Genomic DNA, 16,300 nt, shown 5'->3' with positions numbered 1-16,300 from the left:
GGCATGACCACCACACTCACCCGGATCCGGCCCGATCTGTACCAGACCCGCACCGACTCCCCCTTCCCCGGCCTCACCACCCACGCCTACCTGTGGACCGGCGCCGCCAACGGCAACGTGTTGTTCTACAGTCCCGCAACCGATTCCGAGTTCGACGCGATCGCCGCCCTCGGCGGGGTGGCCGACCAGTACCTCTCGCACCTCGACGAGGCGGGGCCCATGCTGGGCGAGGTCGCACGGCGGTTCGGATCCCGGCTGCACGCACCCGCGGGCGACGCCCCCGACATCGCCCGGCACGCCACCATCGACGTCCTGCTGACCGGCCGCGGTGTCGACGCCAACGGCGTCGAGGTGATCCCCACGCCCGGCCACTCCGCGGGCAGCACCTGCTACCTCATCCGCGGCGCACACGGCCAGCGCTATCTGTTCACCGGGGACACGATCTTCCCGACCGGACGCGGGGACTGGTCGACGTTCCTGCCGCCCGGACGCGGCGACGCCGAAGCGTTGCGGTCGAGTGTCGCGCTGCTCGGCACTCTCGAACCCGACCTGGTGATCGCGAGCGCCTTCGCCGGCCCGACGGCCGTAGCGGAGGTCGACGCCGAATCCTGGCCGCGGTTGATCGCTGCGGCGCGCGAGAGCGTCCCCGCCGTCAGCGCTTGAGCCAGCTGGTCACGGTGGGCAGTTCGCGCGTATAGGTCATCATCACGTCGTCCTGCATGATCGTGGCGCCGCTGATCGCGTCGTCGCCCCGCCAGAGCACCCGCACCCGGGTGTCGCCCCGCATGTAGAGGTCGACCCGGCCGAGGTCGTTGCGCCGCCATCCGCCCGATTCGGCGAGCTGCTGCAGCTCGCGGCGCTCATCGACTGAGGTCATGGCTCGCTCCTTGTCCGTAGGTCCGTACGCGTTGACGCGACGAGCCTACGGGACCGCCCGGCCCGGGCTTCGTCACATTCGGCCGGGGGCCATGTCACATCTTGTGCGGGACGTCGTTGACCAGACCGCCGTCCATCACGAACTCCGCACCGGTGGCGTAGCGGGACTCGTCGCTGGCGAGGAACACCACGAACGTGGCGACCTCGTCGGACTGACCCGGCCTGCCCAGCGGGATGGTCAGCATGTTGTCGGGGAAGTGTTTGGTCATCGGGGTGCGGATGAAGCCGGGGTGGATCGAGTTGACCCGGATCTGGTGGGCGCCCAGTTCCAGCGCCGCCGACTTCGTCAGCCCGCGCACCGCCCACTTGGAGGCCACATACGGGTGCACCATCACCGCGCCGCGCATGCCCTCGATCGAGGAGACGTTGATGATCGAACCGCCGCCCGCGGCCTTCATCGCCTCGATGCTGGCCTGCATCCCCAGGAACGTGCCGGTCAGGTTGACGTCGATGACCTTCTGCCACTTGGCCATGTCGAACTTGCCGATCTGGCCGAGCGCGACGATGCCCGCGTTGTTGACCAGGACGTTGAGTACCCCGAACTCGTCGACGGCCGTCTTCACCGCGGCGTCCCACTGATCGGCCTGTGTGACGTCGAGGCTGACGTAGCGCGCGGCGTCACCGAGTTCGTCGGCCAACGCCTTGCCCTCGGTGTCGAGGATGTCGCCGATCACGACCTTGGCACCCTCAGCCACCAGCGCGCGGGCGTGCTCGGCTCCCATGCCCCGGGCGCCGCCGCTGATCAGTGCAACTTTTCCGTCTACCCGTCCCATGACGGGCCAGGCTACCTTAGGCTGTCGCGGACTAGAACCTGTTCCAGTTTGGCCTCGGTGCGGAGGAGTTGTCGATGGTGATCCGGGTGGCGCACGTGGGGACCGGGAACGTCGGACGGCTGGCGTTGGCCGCGCTGCTGGGCAACCCCGCGTTCGAGCTGACCGCCGTCGGCGTGTCCACCGACGCGAAGGTCGGCAAGGACGCCGGCGACCTCGCGGGGCTCGACGTGACCACCGGCATCACCGCCACCAAGGGGCTCGACACGGTGCTCGAGACCCGACCGGACTGCGTGGTGTACTGCGCGATGGGTGACACCAGGCTGCCCGAGGCCATGGCCGACTGCCGCCGCATCCTCGAGGCGGGCATCAACGTCGTCGGGTCGGCGCCCGGGGTGCTGCAGTTCCCGTGGGGCGTGATCCCGGACAAGTACATCGACCGGGTGGAGGCCTCCGCCCGTCAGGGCGGGGTGAGCATCTTCGTCAACGGGGTCGACCCCGGCTTCGCCAACGACCTCATCCCGTTCGCGTTCGCGAGCACGTGCAGCCGCATCGAGCAGGTGCGGTGCATGGAGATCGCCGACTACGCCACCTACGACGGCGCCGAGGTCATGTTCGACGTGATGGGGTTCGGCAACCAGATCGGCGATCTGCCGCTGCTGTATCAGCCCGGGGTGCTGAGCATCGCGTGGGGCACCGCCATCCGGCAGCTGGCCGCGGGGCTGGGTGTGGTGGTGACCGAGATCCGGGATTCGGTGGAGCAGGAACCCGCGCCCGAGGACTTCGACGTGGCCGTCGGGCGGATCGCCAAGGGCACGGTCGCCGCGGTGCGGTTCCAGATCGAGGGTTTCATCGAGGGAGGCGGCGACCGGCCCGCGATCGTCATCGAACACGTCACCCGGCTGCGCGAGGATCTGCGGCCGGACTGGGCGCAACCGGCGCAGCCCGGGGGCTCCTACCGGGTGGAGATCACCGGTGAACCGTCGTATGTCGTCGACATCTGCCCCAGCAGCCGCAAGGGCGACCACAACCACGCGGCGATCGTCGCGGCGGCGGGCCGCATCGTGAACGCGATCCCGGCGGTGGTGGACGCCGCACCGGGTATCCGCACACCGCTGGATCTGCCGCTGGTCACCGGGCGGGGGCTGTTCGCCACCCGCGGATGAGGGTGGCTCAGCGCCCGACGATCCCGTTCCACTGCAGCCGCACGCGGGTGCCGCTGTTCGTGCGGTCGATCGATGTGGCGTCGGTGAGTGCCTCCATCAGCGGGATACCGCGGCCGCGGGCCTTGTTCGGGGTGACGGTGGCACGGTCCCGCCAGGCGCCCTGATCGGCGATCGTGACGGTCAGGACGCCACCTCGCGGGTCGAACCGGGCGTCCACGTCCATGGTGCCCGGCCGCTCGGCGTTCGCGTAGGCGAACTCCGCCGCGTTGGCCAGCGCCTCGTTGGTCGCGAGGATCAGATCGCTGGAACGGACGGGATCCAGGGCGAAGTGGGTGTCGAGCCAGCCGCCGAATTCCTCACGAACCCGCGAGGCCGTCACTCCGTCGGCGGCGATACCGAGGCGCGTGAAACGCTCGGAGTTGGAAACGTTTGCCGCGGAGACGGATTTGATCATGACCGGTGGTGGATACCCGTTCGCTTCTCAACTAAGCACTCAGTGCTGCGAGCGCCTCGTCGACCGATGCGTAGAGCGGAATGATGTCCGCGATTCCCAGGAGCTTCAAGGGGCGGCTGGTAGCCGGGCCTTCCGCGACGACGCAGAACTTCACGCCGGCGGGGATCTCGTCGTGGATGGCGACCAGAATGCCCATGCCCGCCGATGCGAGGAATTCCACGGCGGAGAAGTCCACGACCAGTCCGGCCGGCTCCTTCGCCAGACCCGCTCGGATGGCCTGCTCCAGCTGCGGTGCCGTGAGCATGTCGACGACGCCCGACACCGAGACCACGACGGTGCGATCAACCCAACGCTCGTTGATCTCGCAGTTCGTCGAGTCCGCGGCGGAGGTCGCCCCTGCTGCGGCTTCGCGCTGTTCCTCCAATGGTCCACCTCCCGCGTGGGTCACTCTTCGAGTAAGAGCACACACGCCGTTCATGCTTTCCAGGCTGCGGACTGAACCCGGCAAGACCTTTCCAGCGACGTCGGAACATCCGGCGTCGGGCGCACTCACCGTCGGTGAGCGCAACCGGAATCAGATTAAACCAGGTGTGGCCGGGTCAGTGGTCGGCGGTCAGCGCCAGCAGGGCGATGTCGTCGGCCGGACGCAGCGTGGGCACCAGGTCGGCGAGGTCGGCGATCAGCGCCGATGCCCCCGATCCCACCCTCGGCGCCAGGTACCGCCGCAGCGCGTCCTCGCCGAAACATCCCGCCGCGGTCGGCCGGGCCTCGACGATGCCGTCGGTGTAGAGCAACAGTGTCTGGCCCGGGTGCAGCGTGAACGCGCACTCGCCGAAGGTCGCGTCGGGCACCGCGCCGACGAACATGCCGCGGTGCGGCCGGACGGGGCGCACCGCGCCGGAGGCCGGGTCGAGCAGCAGTGCGGGCAGGTGTCCCCCGGTGGCCAGCCGGATGTGGTGCCCGCCGCGGGCGCGGGCGGTGACGGTGCCGAACAGCACGGTGCAGAACTTGCGCTCACCGGTGCGCCCGACCAGCACCCGGTTGAGTTCGGCGAGGCCGTCGGTGGGGTCGTCGTGGTGCAGTGCGGCCGCACGCAGGGTGTAACGCACCAGCGAGGTCACCGCGGCGGCGGCGGTGCCGTGTCCTTCGACGTCGCCGAGGAAGAACGCCCACCGGGCCGCGTCGAGTGCGAACACGTCGTAGAAGTCGCCGCCCACCCGGGCCGCCGACGCCGGGTGGTAGTGCGCGGCGACGGACAGCCCGGGCACCTCGGGCAGGGTCGGGGGCAGCAGGGAGCGCTGCAGGGCCTCGGCGTGGTCGGCCGCGGTCTGGGTCGCCCGTTGCAGGTCGAGCTGGTTCATCGCCAGCGCGGCGAGGTCGGTCAGCGTGTCCAGGTCGCGCTGGGCGCAGCGGCGCGGACGGGTGTCGAGCACGTTGACCGCCCCGATGCGGTGCCCGTCGGCGGTGGTGATCGGGGCGCCCGCGTAGAAGCCGACCCGCAGCGGGCCGCGGACGTGGACGCTGCCCGCGGTGCGGGGGTCGCGCGCGGCATCGCGGATGACGTAGGGGTGGTCCTCGAGGATGGTCGCCGCGGAGAATCCGCCGCGCCGGTCGACTTCACGCAGATCGGCCAGACCGTAGGTCGCCTTGAACCAGATGCGGTCGCGGGCGACGATCGCGACGGTCGCCATCGGCGCCGAGAAGGTGCGGGCGGCGATCCGGGCGATCCGGTCGAACGCATCGTCGGGTGGGCTGTCGAGGACGCCGTAGCGGGCAACCGCCTCGAGGCGCGCGGCCTCGACGGCGTCGATTGGGCGTACGGCTGCAGGGGTGACGAACACGGTGAATCCCGCCGCTGGTGGGGATCCTCCGCTGTCCTGGAGAGGTGAGCGTGCTCAGCCTACTGCCGAACGCACCCCACGTCGTTGTATCGGCGGTATTGGCGGCCGTGTCACACGGCGCGGGTGCGGCGGCCGCCGAGGAACGCGCCGCCGATGGCCACGAGCGCGCCGACGACCGCGACCGGGATGGCCCAGGACCGCCTGCTGCCCACGGCCGAGTCGCACAGTGCGACGTAGTCGGTGTGGGGCACGATCTGGTTCAGCACGGGGACGTTCGCGACACCCTGGTTGTTGGCCGCCTGCGCATCGGAGTTGTCCGACACCAGTGCGTTACCGCAGCCGACGCTCTTCCCGTCGTCACCGGACACCGAGACCGGAACGAGCAGTCCGGCAATACCCACCACGAGAAGGATCGCGCCCACCACCATCGCCAACCGTTGCGCTGTCACGACACTCCCATCGTTGCGGGTCAATTCAGGCGCGGGAGGTCTACCCCGGTGCCGGACTACCTAAACCGCGGTGAAAAAGCCTGCGCGCGAACGTGTTCGAGGTCACGCTCGCCGGCGCAGCCGGGCGATCTGCAGAATGGGCCAGCCCCGTTCGGCCGCGGTGGCCGCCAAACGCGGGCGCGGATTGACCGGTCGCGGCGTTCCCACGAGCTCCATCAGCGCCACGTCCTCGTCGCCGTCGGCGTAAAACCAGCTGTCCCGCAGTGCGATGTCGTTGACCGCGCAGAAACCCTCGACGGCACGGGCTTTCTGCGGACCCCAGATGACCGGACGCACGATGTCACCGGTCAGCAGGCCCGCCTCGTCGACCGCGAAGTGGTTGCACAGCACGTGGTCGATGCCGAGGAACCGGGCGACCGGTTCGGCGTGGATGGTCAGCGCCGACGAACTGAGCACGACGGTGTGCCCGCGGCGCTGGTGGGCCTCGACGATGCCGCGCATGTGCGGGAAGACGCGGGCGGAAACCCGCTCGACGAACAGCCGCTGTCCGATCACGTCGAGGTCGGCCAGCGATTCGCCGCGCAGGTATCCGGCCGCCCGGCGGACCAACCGCTCGAACTGCATGCGGCCCAGCCGGTAGCGCACCGAGGCCTCCAGCACCCCGAGCACCTCCCCCAGGCTGGCCTGGCGGCGGCGGATCCGGTCACCGGCATGGGCGGTGGCGGTGAACCCGTCGACCAGGGTGCCGTCGAGATCGAAGAACACGCCGACCCGCGGGCCGCCCGGACCGCCCGCGATCTCGTCAACCGACTCGGCGGGGGTGAGCAACCGGGACACCACACCATCATCACGCGTCGCACTCCGCCGGCGCGCGGGGGGCGGATCCGGCCAGGTGACTGTCGGAACGGGGCCGTCGCGTACTAAACTAGAACACGTTCCAGTTTCGCCGACCGCCCCCGTGAAGGAGCGCGCATGCACACCCCCATCTGTGACGAGCTCGGCATCGAGTTCCCGATCTTCGCCTTCACGCACTGCCGCGACGTCGTGGTGGCGGTCAGCAAGGCCGGCGGATTCGGTGTGCTCGGCGCGGTCGGCTTCACCCCCGAACAGCTCGAGATCGAACTGAACTGGATCGACGAGCACATCGGCGACCACCCGTACGGCGTGGACATCGTCATCCCCAACAAGTACGAGGGCATGGACGCCAACATGTCCGCCGACGAGCTCAAGGGCATGTTGCAGTCGTTGGTGCCCCAGGAGCACCTCGACTTCGCCAAGAAGATCCTCAAAGACCACGGCGTGCCCACCGACGACAGCGACGACAACGCGCTGCAGCTGCTGGGCTGGACCGAGGCGACCGCCACCCCGCAGGTGGAGATCGCGCTGCGACATCCGAAGATGACGCTGATCGCCAACGCGCTCGGCACCCCGCCGGTCGACATGATCAAGAACATCCACGACGCCGGCCGCAAGGTCGCGGCGCTGTGCGGTTCCCCGTCGCAGGCGCGCAAGCACGCCGACGCCGGCGTGGACATCATCATCGCCCAGGGCGGTGAGGCCGGCGGCCACAGCGGCGAGGTCGGCTCCATCGTGCTGTGGCCGCAGGTCGTCAAGGAGGTCGCGCCGGTTCCGGTGCTGGCCGCGGGCGGCATCGGCAGCGGGCAGCAGATCGCCGCGGCGCTGGCCCTCGGCGCCGCGGGCGCGTGGACCGGGTCGCAGTGGCTGATGGTCGAGGAGGCCGAGAACACCCCGGTGCAGCAGGCCGCCTACGCCAAGGCCTCGAGCCGCGACACCGTGCGCAGCCGGTCGTTCACCGGTAAACCCGCCCGGATGCTGCGCAACGACTGGACCGAGGCGTGGGAGCAGCCGGAGAACCCCAAGCCGCTCGGAATGCCGTTGCAGTACATGGTGTCCGGTATGGCGGTCGCCGCCACGCACAAGTACCCGAACGAGACCGTCGACGTGGCGTTCAACCCCGTCGGCCAGGTCGTCGGGCAGTTCTCCAAGGTGGAGAAGACGGCCGCGGTGATCGAGCGCTGGGTGCAGGAGTACCTGGAGGCGACCTCGACGCTCAACGCGCTCAACGAGGCCGCGGGCGTCTGATCCGGCGACACGACACCGATGTACCGGGCGTAGGCCGCCGCACGGGTTAGCGTGCGGCATGGCCGTTTCGCCGCCGTCAGCACAGGTTCGGCGGAGTGCGGTCGTGGTCGCGGCCACGCTGGCCATCGCCGCCGCTGCCGCACCACTCGCGGCGGCCGCGCCGGCGACCGAATTCCCCACCGACGACCGTGGATTCGTCGGCACCGCCGCCTACTGCCAGGGTGCCGCGGTGGCGACGGCCTACGGGCGCACCCAGGACGCGCTGGTCGCCATCTGCTCGGGCCCGGACGGTCAGCTGCAGTACCGCGGGGTCCGGCTCGAGGACGATGCGGCGCTGATGCTCGACGCCACACCGGCGGCCGTCAACGGGTTCACCGCCGAGAACGACGACGTGGTCTACACCGTCACATCCACCGAACTCGTTGTCGCACAGGGCGACTCGACGCTGTACCGGCAGGCGATGGTGGAGTACCGGCGTCCGTAGGTCAGCCCTGCCGGGGCAGCGCGGCCACCAGCGGGGTGTCCACCCCGAGCCGGCCGAGGGCGGTGGCACCGCCCGGCATACCCAGTGGCGCGTCGCGGCCCGGCAGCACCTCGGTGAAGAACGCCGCATTGTCACCGAGGTGGTCGCGTTCGTCGTCGGGCAGATCGGTCTCGAAGTAGATCGCGTCCATCTTGCAGATCACCCGGCAGGCGCCACAGTCGACGCACTCGTCGGGGTTGATGTACATCGACCGGTCGCCTTCGTAGATGCAGTCGACCGGGCACTCGGGTACGCAGGACTTGTCGACGACATCGACACAGGCCCTACCGATCACATACGTCATGGGCCCTACGTTAGGAACCGCGGCCCGCGCTGCGCTGGGGCCGAAAGTCCCTAATTCACAGGGACGTCAGGGCAGCGGTGCGGGCGGCGCGACCGGAGCCGGCGCGGGTGCCGGGGCCGGTGCGGGAGCGGCCGGCGCGGGGGGCTGCGGGTTGGCGGGCATCCCGGGCGGCGGCGCCGACGACAGCGGACGCTGGGTCAGCAGGAAGATCGCGTCACCGCCGCTGACCTCCTGGGTCTGCACCGCGTGCCAGAGCTCGCGCAGATAGGTCAGCCCGCGGCTGCCGGTCGGCGCGGTCGGTGTCGTCGTGGTCCCGGGCGGCGGGTTGTCCGGGCTGGACAGATGCGGAACCTCGGCGGGCGCCGCCAGCGGGTCGACGGCTCCGGGTGCGGCGGCGGTCAGGACCGGCGCGGGCGGCGGGACCGGTTCGGGCGCCGGTGCGGGTGCCGGTGTCGGTACGGGTTCGGCGAACGCCGCGGGCGCCGCCGCGAACAGTCCCATGCCGATGCCCACACCCAGTGCCGCACAGGCGGCGGTGCGCCGAAATTCGATCGCCACTGCGGTCTCCCTCCACGTCGCGTGACCTGGTTACACGGGATTGTTCTCCTTCGGCGCCGTCTTTGTTACAGAAGTGGCCGACGTTTCTCGGCGGAACACCGGGACGGCGCTGCGGTAACACGTTCCACTTTCAGTTTGCCCAACCCTGCCCCAACGCCCCCAGCTGTGGTGTAGCAATGCGGTGACGGCACGAGAAGACTTCGTTCTAGGAGATGCCCGTGGTCCTGCACAGCGACCGAGTTCGTCCCGACCTCCCGCCCGGCTTCGACTTCACCGATCCCGACATCTACGCCGAACGGCTCCCCGTCGAGGAGCTCGCCCACATGCGCCGGGTCGCCCCGATCTGGTGGAACGAACAACCGATCGGGGCAGGCGGCTTCGACGACGGCGGCTTCTGGGTGGTCACCAGACACCGCGACGTCAAGGAGATCTCGCGGCGCAGCGACGTGTTCTCCAGCGAGGCCAAGACCGCGCTGCCCCGCTACCGCGACGGGTCCAACGGTGAACAGATCGAACGCGGGAAGTTCGTCCTGCTCAACATGGATGCCCCGCACCACACCCACCTGCGCCAGATCGTCTCGCGCGCGTTCACGCCGAGGGCGGTGGAGCGGCTGCGCGCCGAACTCGGCGCCCGCGCCCAGGACATCGCGCGGACCGCGGCCGGACTGGGGGCGGGCGATTTCGTCGAACAGGTGTCGTGTGAGTTGCCGCTGCAGGCGATCGCCGGGCTGATGGGCGTCCCGCAGGAGGACCGCAAGAAGCTGTTCGACTGGTCGAATCACATGGTGGGCGATCAGGATCCGGAGTTCGCGACCAACGACCCGATCGGCGCCTCGATGGAGCTGATCATGTACGGCATGCAGATGGCCGCCGAGCGGGCGGCCAACCCCCGCGACGACCTGGTCACCAAACTGGTCCAGGCCGACGTCGAGGGACACAAGCTCTCCGACGACGAGTTCGGGTTCTTCGTGATCCTGCTCGCCGTCGCGGGCAACGAGACCACCCGCAACTCGATCACCCAGGGGATGATGGCGTTCACCGAGTTCCCCGAGCAGTGGGAGCTGTACAAACGGGAGCGCCCGACGACGGCCGCCGATGAGATCGTGCGCTGGGCGACGCCGGTGACCTCGTTCCAGCGCACCGCGCTGTGCGACACCGAACTGTCCGGCGTGACGATCAAGAAGGGGCAGCGGGTGGTGATGTTCTACCGCTCGGCCAACTTCGACGAGGACGTCTTCGACGATCCGTACCGGTTCGACATCCTGCGCGACCCGAACCCGCACGTCGGGTTCGGCGGGACGGGCGCCCACTACTGCATCGGTGCCAACCTGGCGCGGATGACCATCAACCTGATGTTCGACGCCATCGCCGACCACATGCCCGACCTCACCCCGCTCGCCAAGCCGGAGAGGTTACGGTCGGGCTGGCTCAACGGCATCAAACACTGGCAGGTCGACTACACCGGGTCTGCGGAGAATTCCGCTGCGGCGCAGGCGGTGTCGCCGGAAAGTCGATGATCGAACGCCAGTAGTCCTCGGGGATCTCGGTGTTGGACCGCAGCACGATCGACAGTCCGGTGGCCATCGCGATCCCGAGCAGACCCAGCCACAGCCCGGCCAGCGCGATGACCGTCCACAGCACCGCGGTGAGCGTGGGCCACGGCGACACCAGCGCCAGCACGGGGGCGAACAGGAAACCCGTGCCGATGTACCAGGACGAGCCCGCGCGGTCCGCCGCCAGCACGAAACGCAACCAGCGGGGGATGTTCGGTTCGGCGCTCTGCATCGTGGACTCCTTCCGGGGGTCACCTCCACGGTCGTCCGCACGGGTCATCGGGGCAATTACCTCCGAAGTAATGGCGGCGCCTCCGCGCGCAGGCGACACTGGACCCGTGACCGCCCCGTCCGTCGCCCCGACCTTCGGCGACGTGCTGCGCACCTGGCGGCAGCGGCGACGGCTCAGCCAGCTGGAACTGGCCATCGAGGCCGACATCTCCGCGCGGCACATCAGTTTCCTGGAGACGGGCCGGTCCTCGCCCAGCCGCGCGATGGTGCTGCGGCTCGCCGAGGTGCTCGACGTCCCGTTGCGGGACCGCAACGAGCTGCTGGTGGCCGCCGGCCTGGCGCCGGGCTATCCCGAGCGCACGCTCGACCACCCGGACATGGCCGCGGTGCGCGACGGTGTGCAGCGGGTGCTGGCGGCGTACGCGCCGTACCCGTGCGTCGCGGTCGACCGGAACTGGAACATCCTGAGCGCCAACGCCGCCGCGGGCGTCCTGCTCGACGGCGTCGACCCGGCGCTCCTGCAGCACCCCAACGCCCTGCGGCTGGCGCTGCACCCCCAGGGGCTGGCACCGCGGATCCGCAACCTCGGTCAGTGGCGGCACCACCTGCTCGCCCGGTTGCGCCGGGAGGTTGCGGCCAGCGGGTCCACCGAGCTCACCGCGCTGCTCGCCGAATGCGAGTCCTATCCGGGGTCCGAGCACTCCCCCGATCCGGCCGCGGTCGCGGTCCCGCTCGAATTACGAACCGCCGGTGGGGAATTGCTGCGGTTCCTCAGCACCGTCACGACGTTCGGCACGGCGCTCGACCTCACCGCGGCCGAGTTGAGCATCGAGGCGTTCCTGCCCGCCGACGAGGCCACCGCCGCGGCTCTGGTTTGCCGTGCGACGACGTCGGGAAGTCCGCAATGAGCGGGGCCGGGACACCGACCCCGCGATGTCAACGAAACAGAGGTGGCGCGTGAACATCCGAATCGTGTTGCTGGCGGCGGCAAGTGCTGCGGCGCTCACCGCGTGCGGCAGCCAGGAGCCCGCGCTGGGCACCAGGACCGCCCAGGTCAGCGTCAACGGGCAGCAGACCGCCAAGATCCCGGTGGAGTGCAGCCAGGCCGGGTGGACATGGCTCATCTCCGACTTCGGCGAGAAGACCCCGGGTTTCTCCGCATCGGTGTCCACCGGTGACAACGTCGCCGCCCATTCGGTCGAGATCCGCGATCTCGAGGGGTTCACCGGCGCCTTCTGGGAGGGCACGGTCGGCGACGGCAAGGCCGTCATCAACGACTCCATCATCAAGATCACCGGAACGGCGAAGGGGTCGTTCGCCGACAACCCCACCGAGGCCGCCGAGGCGAAGTACGAGATCACCACCACCTGCTGACGCCGGGTCGAGTGTCGGGTTGATGCACGCTTCGCGGCGTGCGGCGTGGCATAACCCGACGCTCGCGACGTCGGCACTGGTAAGACCACTTGACCTCTGACCGGTGCGCTGCAATGCTCGGCCCATGGCGCTGCAACCCGTCCACCGCCGGTCGGTCCCCGAGGACGTCTTCGACCAGATCATGTCCGAGGTGCTCAGCGGGCAGCTGCAGCCCGGCGAGACACTGCCCAGCGAGCGCCGCCTCGCCGAAGTGCTCGGGGTGTCGCGGCCCGCGGTCCGCGAGGCGCTCAAACGGCTCACCGGCGCCGGCCTGATCGAGGTGCGTCAGGGCGACCTGACCACCGTGCGCGACTACCGCCGCACCGCCGGACTGGACCTGCTCCCCCGTCTGCTGATGCACGGCGGCGAACTGGACCTCTCCGTCGTCCGCAGCATCCTCGAGACCCGGCTGCACAACGGGCCCAAAATCGCCGAACTCGCGGCCCGACGCGGCGGGGCCGCGCTCGCCGACCGCCTCGACGACACCGTCAACGCCCTCGAGGCCGAAGCCGATCCCGTTGCCGCACAACGTATCGCGCTCACCTTCTGGGACCACATCGTGGACGGGGCGGATTCGGTGGCGTTCCGCCTGATGTACAACACGCTGCGCGCCGCCTACGAACCGGCCCTGCCCGCACTGGCCACGATGATGGCCGCCGAAGTCGGCCACCCGGAGGCCTATCGCGCGCTCGCGGCGGCCGTGGTCGCCGGTGATCCGGCCGGGGCCACCGACGCCGCCCGCCGACTGCTCGAACCCGCCACCACCGCGCTGCTCGGCGCGCTGTCCGATCTGGAGGCCCGATGACCCGCAGCTTCACCCTGGCCGACGCCCGCCGCGAGTTCTGGCGGCACCCCTCCCCCTGGCTGATCGCCGGCACGCTGGTGGGCGCCGCGGCCGCCCGGGTGGCGGTCGGCGACTGGCAGCCCGTCGATGCGCTGGTGCCGGTCGCGCTGGCCGCCGCGTTCCCGTTCGTGGAGTGGGTGGTGCACGTCGGCATCCTGCACTGGCGGCCGCGCCGGATCGGCCCGCTGCGCGTCGACCCCCTGGTGGCGCGTAAGCATCGTGAACACCACGTCGACCCCCGCGTCGTCGGGCTGATCTTCATCCCGTGGCAGGTGCTGCTGTGGCTGCTTGCGGTCGCACTCGCGGTGGCGCTACTCGTCTTCCCGCGCTTGGGCATGGGTCTGACGTTTCTGATGTCGCTGGCGGTGGTCGGCCTGGTGTACGAGTGGTGCCACTACCTCATCCACAGCGACTACAAGCCGAAGACCACCGCGTACCGAGCGCTCTGGCGCAACCACCGGCAGCACCACTTCAAGAACGAGCACTACTGGTTCACGGTGACCAGCGCAGGCACCGCCGACCGCGTGCTGGGCACCTATCCGGACCCGGCCACGGTCGCCACCTCACCGACCGCGAAGAACCTGCACGCGGCTAGCTCTGGACGATGACGGGGTCGCCGAGGCCGACGGTGTTGAAGTACCAGTCGGCGTTGTCCGGGCTGAGGTTGATGCAGCCGTGGCTGACGTTGGCGTAGCCCTGTGAGCCGGTCGACCAGGGCGCGCCGTGCACGTACACGCCGCCCCAGGTGATGCGGACCGCGTCGTAAACGGTGAGTTTGTAGCCCTCGGGGTCGTCGAGCGGGATGCCGATGGTGCGCGAATCCATCACCACGACCGATTCCTTGCCCAGGACGCGGAACGTGCCCTGCGGGGTCGGGAACTTCGGCTTGCCCATCGATGCGGGCATCTCGCGGACCACCTGATCGTCGATGCTGACGGTGAAGGTGTGCGCGTCGATATCGGCGACGCCGACCACCGAGGCGCCGGTGCGGAACTCCGCGGCGAAACCACCGGCGTCGACCGTGATCGGTGAGTGCGCCGGCCAGAAGCCCGTCGGCGTCCACTGCATCACCGAATCGCCGAGCCAGCTGAACTCACCCGCCGGCGTGGCCGGCGAACTGATCTGCAACGACCGCTGCGCGGCCAGCCGATTGTCGACCGGTCCGGCGAACCGCACGGTCAGCGGCATGGCCACGCCGACGACGTCGCCGCCGCCGGGGGTGATCGACGTGACGGCCGGGGTCGTGCTGATCGCCGCTGATCCGGTCGCGACGGACCCGGTCACCGCGAGCGTCAGAGTCCCGGCCATCGCCAGGACCGCTCGCAAGATCATGCTCAGCATGCCGCCAGTGTAGGTGGGCCGGCGGACCGGACCTCCCGATCGCCGGTGTGCTCGCGCCTCGCCGGCGCCTTCCCTGATACGGCTCGTCCCCACGTCATGAACATCGCCGACGCGGCGCCCGGCGTTTCACCGGCGTACCCGTCCGAGTGCGGTGAGCAGGTAGCCCAGTGCCAGGAAACCGGCGCCGAGCAGGCCGATGTTGACCCCGACCGCGAGCGCGCCGACGCTGCCCGGGTCCAGGAAGTAGTACGGCGCCCGCCGGCCCGCGCGGTTGAGCACCACCAGCGCCACCACCACGTAGAGGGCCGGGTAGACGAGCCAGGCCCATGGATACCACCACCGCACAGCCGTCTGGGCTCGCGCGGCGAGCCCCCATTCGGCCAGCGCGAGCACCGGGACGACGACGTGGAGCAGGAAGTTGGCCGGGGTGTAGCCCATGCTGCGGCCGGTCAGCAGCAGGTTCCACACCAGCCCGGCCACCGCGACGTAGACGACCGCCGCACCGCGCAGCGCTGACCGCGCGTCGAAGCGCGGGGAGACCAGGGTGGCCGCGTAGAACACCGCCGCCAGCAGATTGGCCTGGTAGGTGAACGTCACCAACCGCCACAGCACCCCCGAACGGGACGTCAGTTCGACGACGACCACGGACACCACGACAGCGGCGACGATCGCCAGCCGGACAGCGGTCCGCAGCACCTCAGCCCGCCAGGATGTCCCGCAGCAGCGTGCGTTCGATGTTGCCGCCCGACACCACCGCGACCGCGCGTCCCTGCGGGGCGACCCGCCGGTACCCGGCCAGCGCCACCGCACCGCTGGGTTCGCTGACCAGGTGTGCGCGCACCGCGAGATCCCGTACCGCGGAACGGATCTCGTCCTCGGTGACGGTGACGGTGTCGTCGAGCCGCTGCTGCAGATGCGCGAACGTCAGCTCCGACGGTTGCGAGCGCAACCCGTCGGCGATGGTGCGGTTGCGGTCCTCGATCGACCAGTTCACCCGGTGCCCGAGCCGCAGTCCCTCGGCGGTGTCGCCCGCCAGTTCCGGTTCCACGCCGTAGACCGTCGCGGCCGGGCAGAGCGCCTTGATCGCCGTCGCCACCCCGGAGGCCAACCCGCCGCCGCTGACCGGGATGAAGACGTGCTCGACGTCGGGCAGGTCCTCGGCGATCTCCAGGCCCGCGGTGCCCTGGCCGGCGATGATGTCGGGGTGGTCGAACGGCGGTACCAGCACCCCACCGGTGCGGTCGACGACCTCGGCGGCGACCGCCTCGCGCTGTCCCGCCCCGCACAGCACGACCTCGGCGCCGTGCGCGCGGGTGGCGTCGATCTTCACCCGTGGCGTCTCCTCCGGCATCACGATGTGCGCGGCGATCCCGTACCGCGACGCGGCATAGGCGACGGCCTGGGCGTGGTTGCCGCTCGAGTAGGCCACCACGCCGCGGGCCCGGACGTCGGGCTCCAGCTGCGCGATCGCGTTGAAGGCCCCGCGCACCTTGAACGCACCGATCGCCTGCAGGTTCTCCGGTTTGAGCCAGAGGTCGCCCGCCCAGGCCGCGGGGATCAGCGGGGTACGCAGGATGTCGTCGCGGATGCGCGCCGCCGCCGCCCGGATGTCGTCGATCGAGACCAGTTGCACGCCGCCCAGTCTGCCTGGGCGGCGCGCCGGGCGGACCGCCGGTGGCGGGGCCACGGTCCGCCAGTGGTTATGCTCAGCGCGTCGTAGGTTCCTCGCGTGCCGGTATTCGGTTGCCGCTTGCGATTCAGGAAAACTGACGGGACCGTCCGCAATGACGCCCAATACTGCGCACTCCACCCCC

General features: G+C 70.1%; 22 protein-coding genes. 9 read left to right on the top strand and 13 right to left on the bottom strand.

Features of this window, described 5'->3' with window-relative positions; genetic code table 11:
* The first annotated feature begins 3 nt into the window (after positions 1 to 3).
* Positions 4 to 663, top strand: coding sequence for an MBL fold metallo-hydrolase (locus AU194_RS12505; RefSeq protein WP_059089568.1), 660 nt, complete (start codon positions 4 to 6; stop codon positions 661 to 663).
* Here AU194_RS12505 and AU194_RS12500 read toward each other — a convergent pair.
* Both AU194_RS12500 and AU194_RS12495 read right to left on the bottom strand, forming a co-directional pair.
* Positions 653 to 877 (bottom strand): hypothetical protein, encoded by a 225-nt coding sequence (locus tag AU194_RS12500; RefSeq protein ID WP_059089567.1) that lies wholly within the window; start codon positions 875 to 877, stop codon positions 653 to 655. The genes AU194_RS12505 and AU194_RS12500 overlap by 11 nt on opposite strands.
* Positions 878 to 971: 94 nt before the next feature.
* The gene (locus AU194_RS12495; RefSeq protein WP_059089566.1) at positions 972 to 1,709 is read right to left on the bottom strand and encodes a glucose 1-dehydrogenase; all 738 of its coding nucleotides are present in this window, start codon (positions 1,707 to 1,709) and stop codon (positions 972 to 974) included.
* A gap of 74 nt (positions 1,710 to 1,783) precedes the next feature.
* Here AU194_RS12495 and AU194_RS12490 point away from each other — a divergent pair, with 74 nt between their 5' ends.
* Positions 1,784 to 2,872, top strand: a complete 1,089-nt coding sequence (locus AU194_RS12490) for a diacylglycerol kinase (RefSeq protein ID WP_059089565.1) — start codon at positions 1,784 to 1,786, stop codon at positions 2,870 to 2,872.
* Between the two features lie 7 nt (positions 2,873 to 2,879).
* On the opposite strand, the gene AU194_RS12485 is transcribed toward AU194_RS12490, so the two are convergent.
* From AU194_RS12485 to AU194_RS12465, 5 genes are all read right to left on the bottom strand, one after another.
* Complete coding sequence (locus tag AU194_RS12485) at positions 2,880 to 3,326, bottom strand: ATP-binding protein (RefSeq protein WP_059089564.1); 447 nt, start codon at positions 3,324 to 3,326, stop codon at positions 2,880 to 2,882.
* 31 nt (positions 3,327 to 3,357) lie between these two features.
* Positions 3,358 to 3,750 carry an STAS domain-containing protein gene (locus AU194_RS12480; RefSeq protein ID WP_059089563.1) on the bottom strand — a complete coding sequence of 131 codons (393 nt, stop codon included), beginning with the start codon at positions 3,748 to 3,750 and terminating at the stop codon, positions 3,358 to 3,360.
* A 175-nt stretch (positions 3,751 to 3,925) separates the two neighbouring features.
* Complete coding sequence (locus tag AU194_RS12475; protein WP_059089562.1) at positions 3,926 to 5,167, bottom strand: PP2C family protein-serine/threonine phosphatase; 1,242 nt, start codon at positions 5,165 to 5,167, stop codon at positions 3,926 to 3,928.
* A 110-nt stretch (positions 5,168 to 5,277) separates the two neighbouring features.
* Complete coding sequence (locus AU194_RS12470; RefSeq protein ID WP_059089561.1) at positions 5,278 to 5,616, bottom strand: hypothetical protein; 339 nt, start codon at positions 5,614 to 5,616, stop codon at positions 5,278 to 5,280.
* A 102-nt stretch (positions 5,617 to 5,718) separates the two neighbouring features.
* Positions 5,719 to 6,456: an HAD family phosphatase gene (locus AU194_RS12465; RefSeq protein ID WP_059089560.1), complete on the bottom strand. Its 738-nt coding sequence runs from the start codon at positions 6,454 to 6,456 to the stop codon at positions 5,719 to 5,721.
* Between the two features lie 132 nt (positions 6,457 to 6,588).
* Between AU194_RS12465 and AU194_RS12460 the strand changes: the two genes are divergently transcribed.
* Both AU194_RS12460 and AU194_RS12455 read left to right on the top strand, forming a co-directional pair.
* Positions 6,589 to 7,719, top strand: a complete 1,131-nt coding sequence (locus AU194_RS12460) for a nitronate monooxygenase (RefSeq protein WP_059089559.1) — start codon at positions 6,589 to 6,591, stop codon at positions 7,717 to 7,719.
* Positions 7,720 to 7,822: 103 nt separating this feature from the next.
* Positions 7,823 to 8,203, top strand: coding sequence for a hypothetical protein (locus AU194_RS12455; RefSeq protein ID WP_231743319.1), 381 nt, complete (start codon positions 7,823 to 7,825; stop codon positions 8,201 to 8,203).
* A 1-nt stretch (position 8,204) separates the two neighbouring features.
* Here the strand turns inward: AU194_RS12455 and fdxA are convergent, their stop codons facing one another.
* Complete coding sequence (gene fdxA, locus AU194_RS12450; protein ID WP_059089557.1) at positions 8,205 to 8,546, bottom strand: ferredoxin; 342 nt, start codon at positions 8,544 to 8,546, stop codon at positions 8,205 to 8,207.
* A gap of 66 nt (positions 8,547 to 8,612) precedes the next feature.
* The gene (locus AU194_RS12445) at positions 8,613 to 9,104 is read right to left on the bottom strand and encodes a hypothetical protein (protein ID WP_059089556.1); all 492 of its coding nucleotides are present in this window, start codon (positions 9,102 to 9,104) and stop codon (positions 8,613 to 8,615) included.
* Between the two features lie 224 nt (positions 9,105 to 9,328).
* Here AU194_RS12445 and AU194_RS12440 point away from each other — a divergent pair, with 224 nt between their 5' ends.
* Positions 9,329 to 10,621 (top strand): cytochrome P450, encoded by a 1,293-nt coding sequence (locus AU194_RS12440; protein ID WP_231743330.1) that lies wholly within the window; start codon positions 9,329 to 9,331, stop codon positions 10,619 to 10,621.
* On the opposite strand, the gene AU194_RS12435 is transcribed toward AU194_RS12440, so the two are convergent.
* Positions 10,542 to 10,937, bottom strand: a complete 396-nt coding sequence (locus tag AU194_RS12435; RefSeq protein WP_369804102.1) for a hypothetical protein — start codon at positions 10,935 to 10,937, stop codon at positions 10,542 to 10,544. The two genes, AU194_RS12440 and AU194_RS12435, sit on opposite strands and share 80 nt — an antisense overlap.
* Positions 10,938 to 10,959: 22 nt before the next feature.
* On the opposite strand from AU194_RS12435, the gene AU194_RS12430 reads away from it, so the two are divergent.
* From AU194_RS12430 to AU194_RS12415, 4 genes are all read left to right on the top strand, one after another.
* Positions 10,960 to 11,796 (top strand): helix-turn-helix domain-containing protein, encoded by an 837-nt coding sequence (locus AU194_RS12430; protein WP_059089553.1) that lies wholly within the window; start codon positions 10,960 to 10,962, stop codon positions 11,794 to 11,796.
* Between the two features lie 49 nt (positions 11,797 to 11,845).
* Positions 11,846 to 12,262, top strand: coding sequence for a lipoprotein LpqH (locus tag AU194_RS12425; protein ID WP_059089552.1), 417 nt, complete (start codon positions 11,846 to 11,848; stop codon positions 12,260 to 12,262).
* Positions 12,263 to 12,386: 124 nt separating this feature from the next.
* Positions 12,387 to 13,106, top strand: a complete 720-nt coding sequence (locus AU194_RS12420; protein ID WP_059089551.1) for a FadR/GntR family transcriptional regulator — start codon at positions 12,387 to 12,389, stop codon at positions 13,104 to 13,106.
* On the top strand, positions 13,103 to 13,753 hold the full coding sequence (locus AU194_RS12415) for a sterol desaturase family protein (protein WP_059089550.1): 651 nt from the start codon (positions 13,103 to 13,105) through the stop codon (positions 13,751 to 13,753). Before AU194_RS12420 ends, AU194_RS12415 begins: the two co-directional genes overlap by 4 nt.
* Here the strand turns inward: AU194_RS12415 and AU194_RS12410 are convergent.
* The 3 genes from AU194_RS12410 to AU194_RS12400 form a co-directional block, all read right to left on the bottom strand.
* Positions 13,737 to 14,477 carry a L,D-transpeptidase family protein gene (locus AU194_RS12410; protein ID WP_059089596.1) on the bottom strand — a complete coding sequence of 247 codons (741 nt, stop codon included), beginning with the start codon at positions 14,475 to 14,477 and terminating at the stop codon, positions 13,737 to 13,739. The two genes, AU194_RS12415 and AU194_RS12410, sit on opposite strands and share 17 nt — an antisense overlap.
* Positions 14,478 to 14,612: 135 nt before the next feature.
* Entirely contained in the window at positions 14,613 to 15,182 is a 570-nt protein-coding gene (locus AU194_RS12405) for a Pr6Pr family membrane protein (protein ID WP_059089549.1), read from the bottom strand.
* Between the two features lies 1 nt (position 15,183).
* Positions 15,184 to 16,119 (bottom strand): threonine/serine dehydratase, encoded by a 936-nt coding sequence (locus AU194_RS12400; RefSeq protein ID WP_059089548.1) that lies wholly within the window; start codon positions 16,117 to 16,119, stop codon positions 15,184 to 15,186.
* Positions 16,120 to 16,300: the final 181 nt, after the last annotated feature.

Origin of the sequence: Mycobacterium sp. GA-2829 (assembly GCF_001499965.1) — a bacterium.
In the GTDB taxonomy this organism is placed as follows: Bacteria; Actinomycetota; Actinomycetes; order Mycobacteriales; family Mycobacteriaceae; genus Mycobacterium.
The sequence above is the reverse complement of the archived record's forward strand: the minus strand, read 5'-3'. Positions and strand labels throughout refer to the sequence as shown.

Coding starts and splice junctions, on each gene's coding strand:
- AU194_RS12505 (WP_059089568.1), top strand. CDS start 4: ATGACCACCACACTCACCCGGATCCGGCCCGATCTGTACCAGACCCGC.
- AU194_RS12500 (WP_059089567.1), bottom strand. CDS start 877: ATGACCTCAGTCGATGAGCGCCGCGAGCTGCAGCAGCTCGCCGAATCG.
- AU194_RS12495 (WP_059089566.1), bottom strand. CDS start 1,709: ATGGGACGGGTAGACGGAAAAGTTGCACTGATCAGCGGCGGCGCCCGG.
- AU194_RS12490 (WP_059089565.1), top strand. CDS start 1,784: ATGGTGATCCGGGTGGCGCACGTGGGGACCGGGAACGTCGGACGGCTG.
- AU194_RS12485 (WP_059089564.1), bottom strand. CDS start 3,326: ATGATCAAATCCGTCTCCGCGGCAAACGTTTCCAACTCCGAGCGTTTC.
- AU194_RS12460 (WP_059089559.1), top strand. CDS start 6,589: ATGCACACCCCCATCTGTGACGAGCTCGGCATCGAGTTCCCGATCTTC.
- fdxA (WP_059089557.1), bottom strand. CDS start 8,546: ATGACGTATGTGATCGGTAGGGCCTGTGTCGATGTCGTCGACAAGTCC.
- AU194_RS12435 (WP_369804102.1), bottom strand. CDS start 10,937: ATGACCCGTGCGGACGACCGTGGAGGTGACCCCCGGAAGGAGTCCACG.
- AU194_RS12430 (WP_059089553.1), top strand. CDS start 10,960: ATGGCGGCGCCTCCGCGCGCAGGCGACACTGGACCCGTGACCGCCCCG.
- AU194_RS12420 (WP_059089551.1), top strand. CDS start 12,387: ATGGCGCTGCAACCCGTCCACCGCCGGTCGGTCCCCGAGGACGTCTTC.
- AU194_RS12415 (WP_059089550.1), top strand. CDS start 13,103: ATGACCCGCAGCTTCACCCTGGCCGACGCCCGCCGCGAGTTCTGGCGG.
- AU194_RS12410 (WP_059089596.1), bottom strand. CDS start 14,477: ATGATCTTGCGAGCGGTCCTGGCGATGGCCGGGACTCTGACGCTCGCG.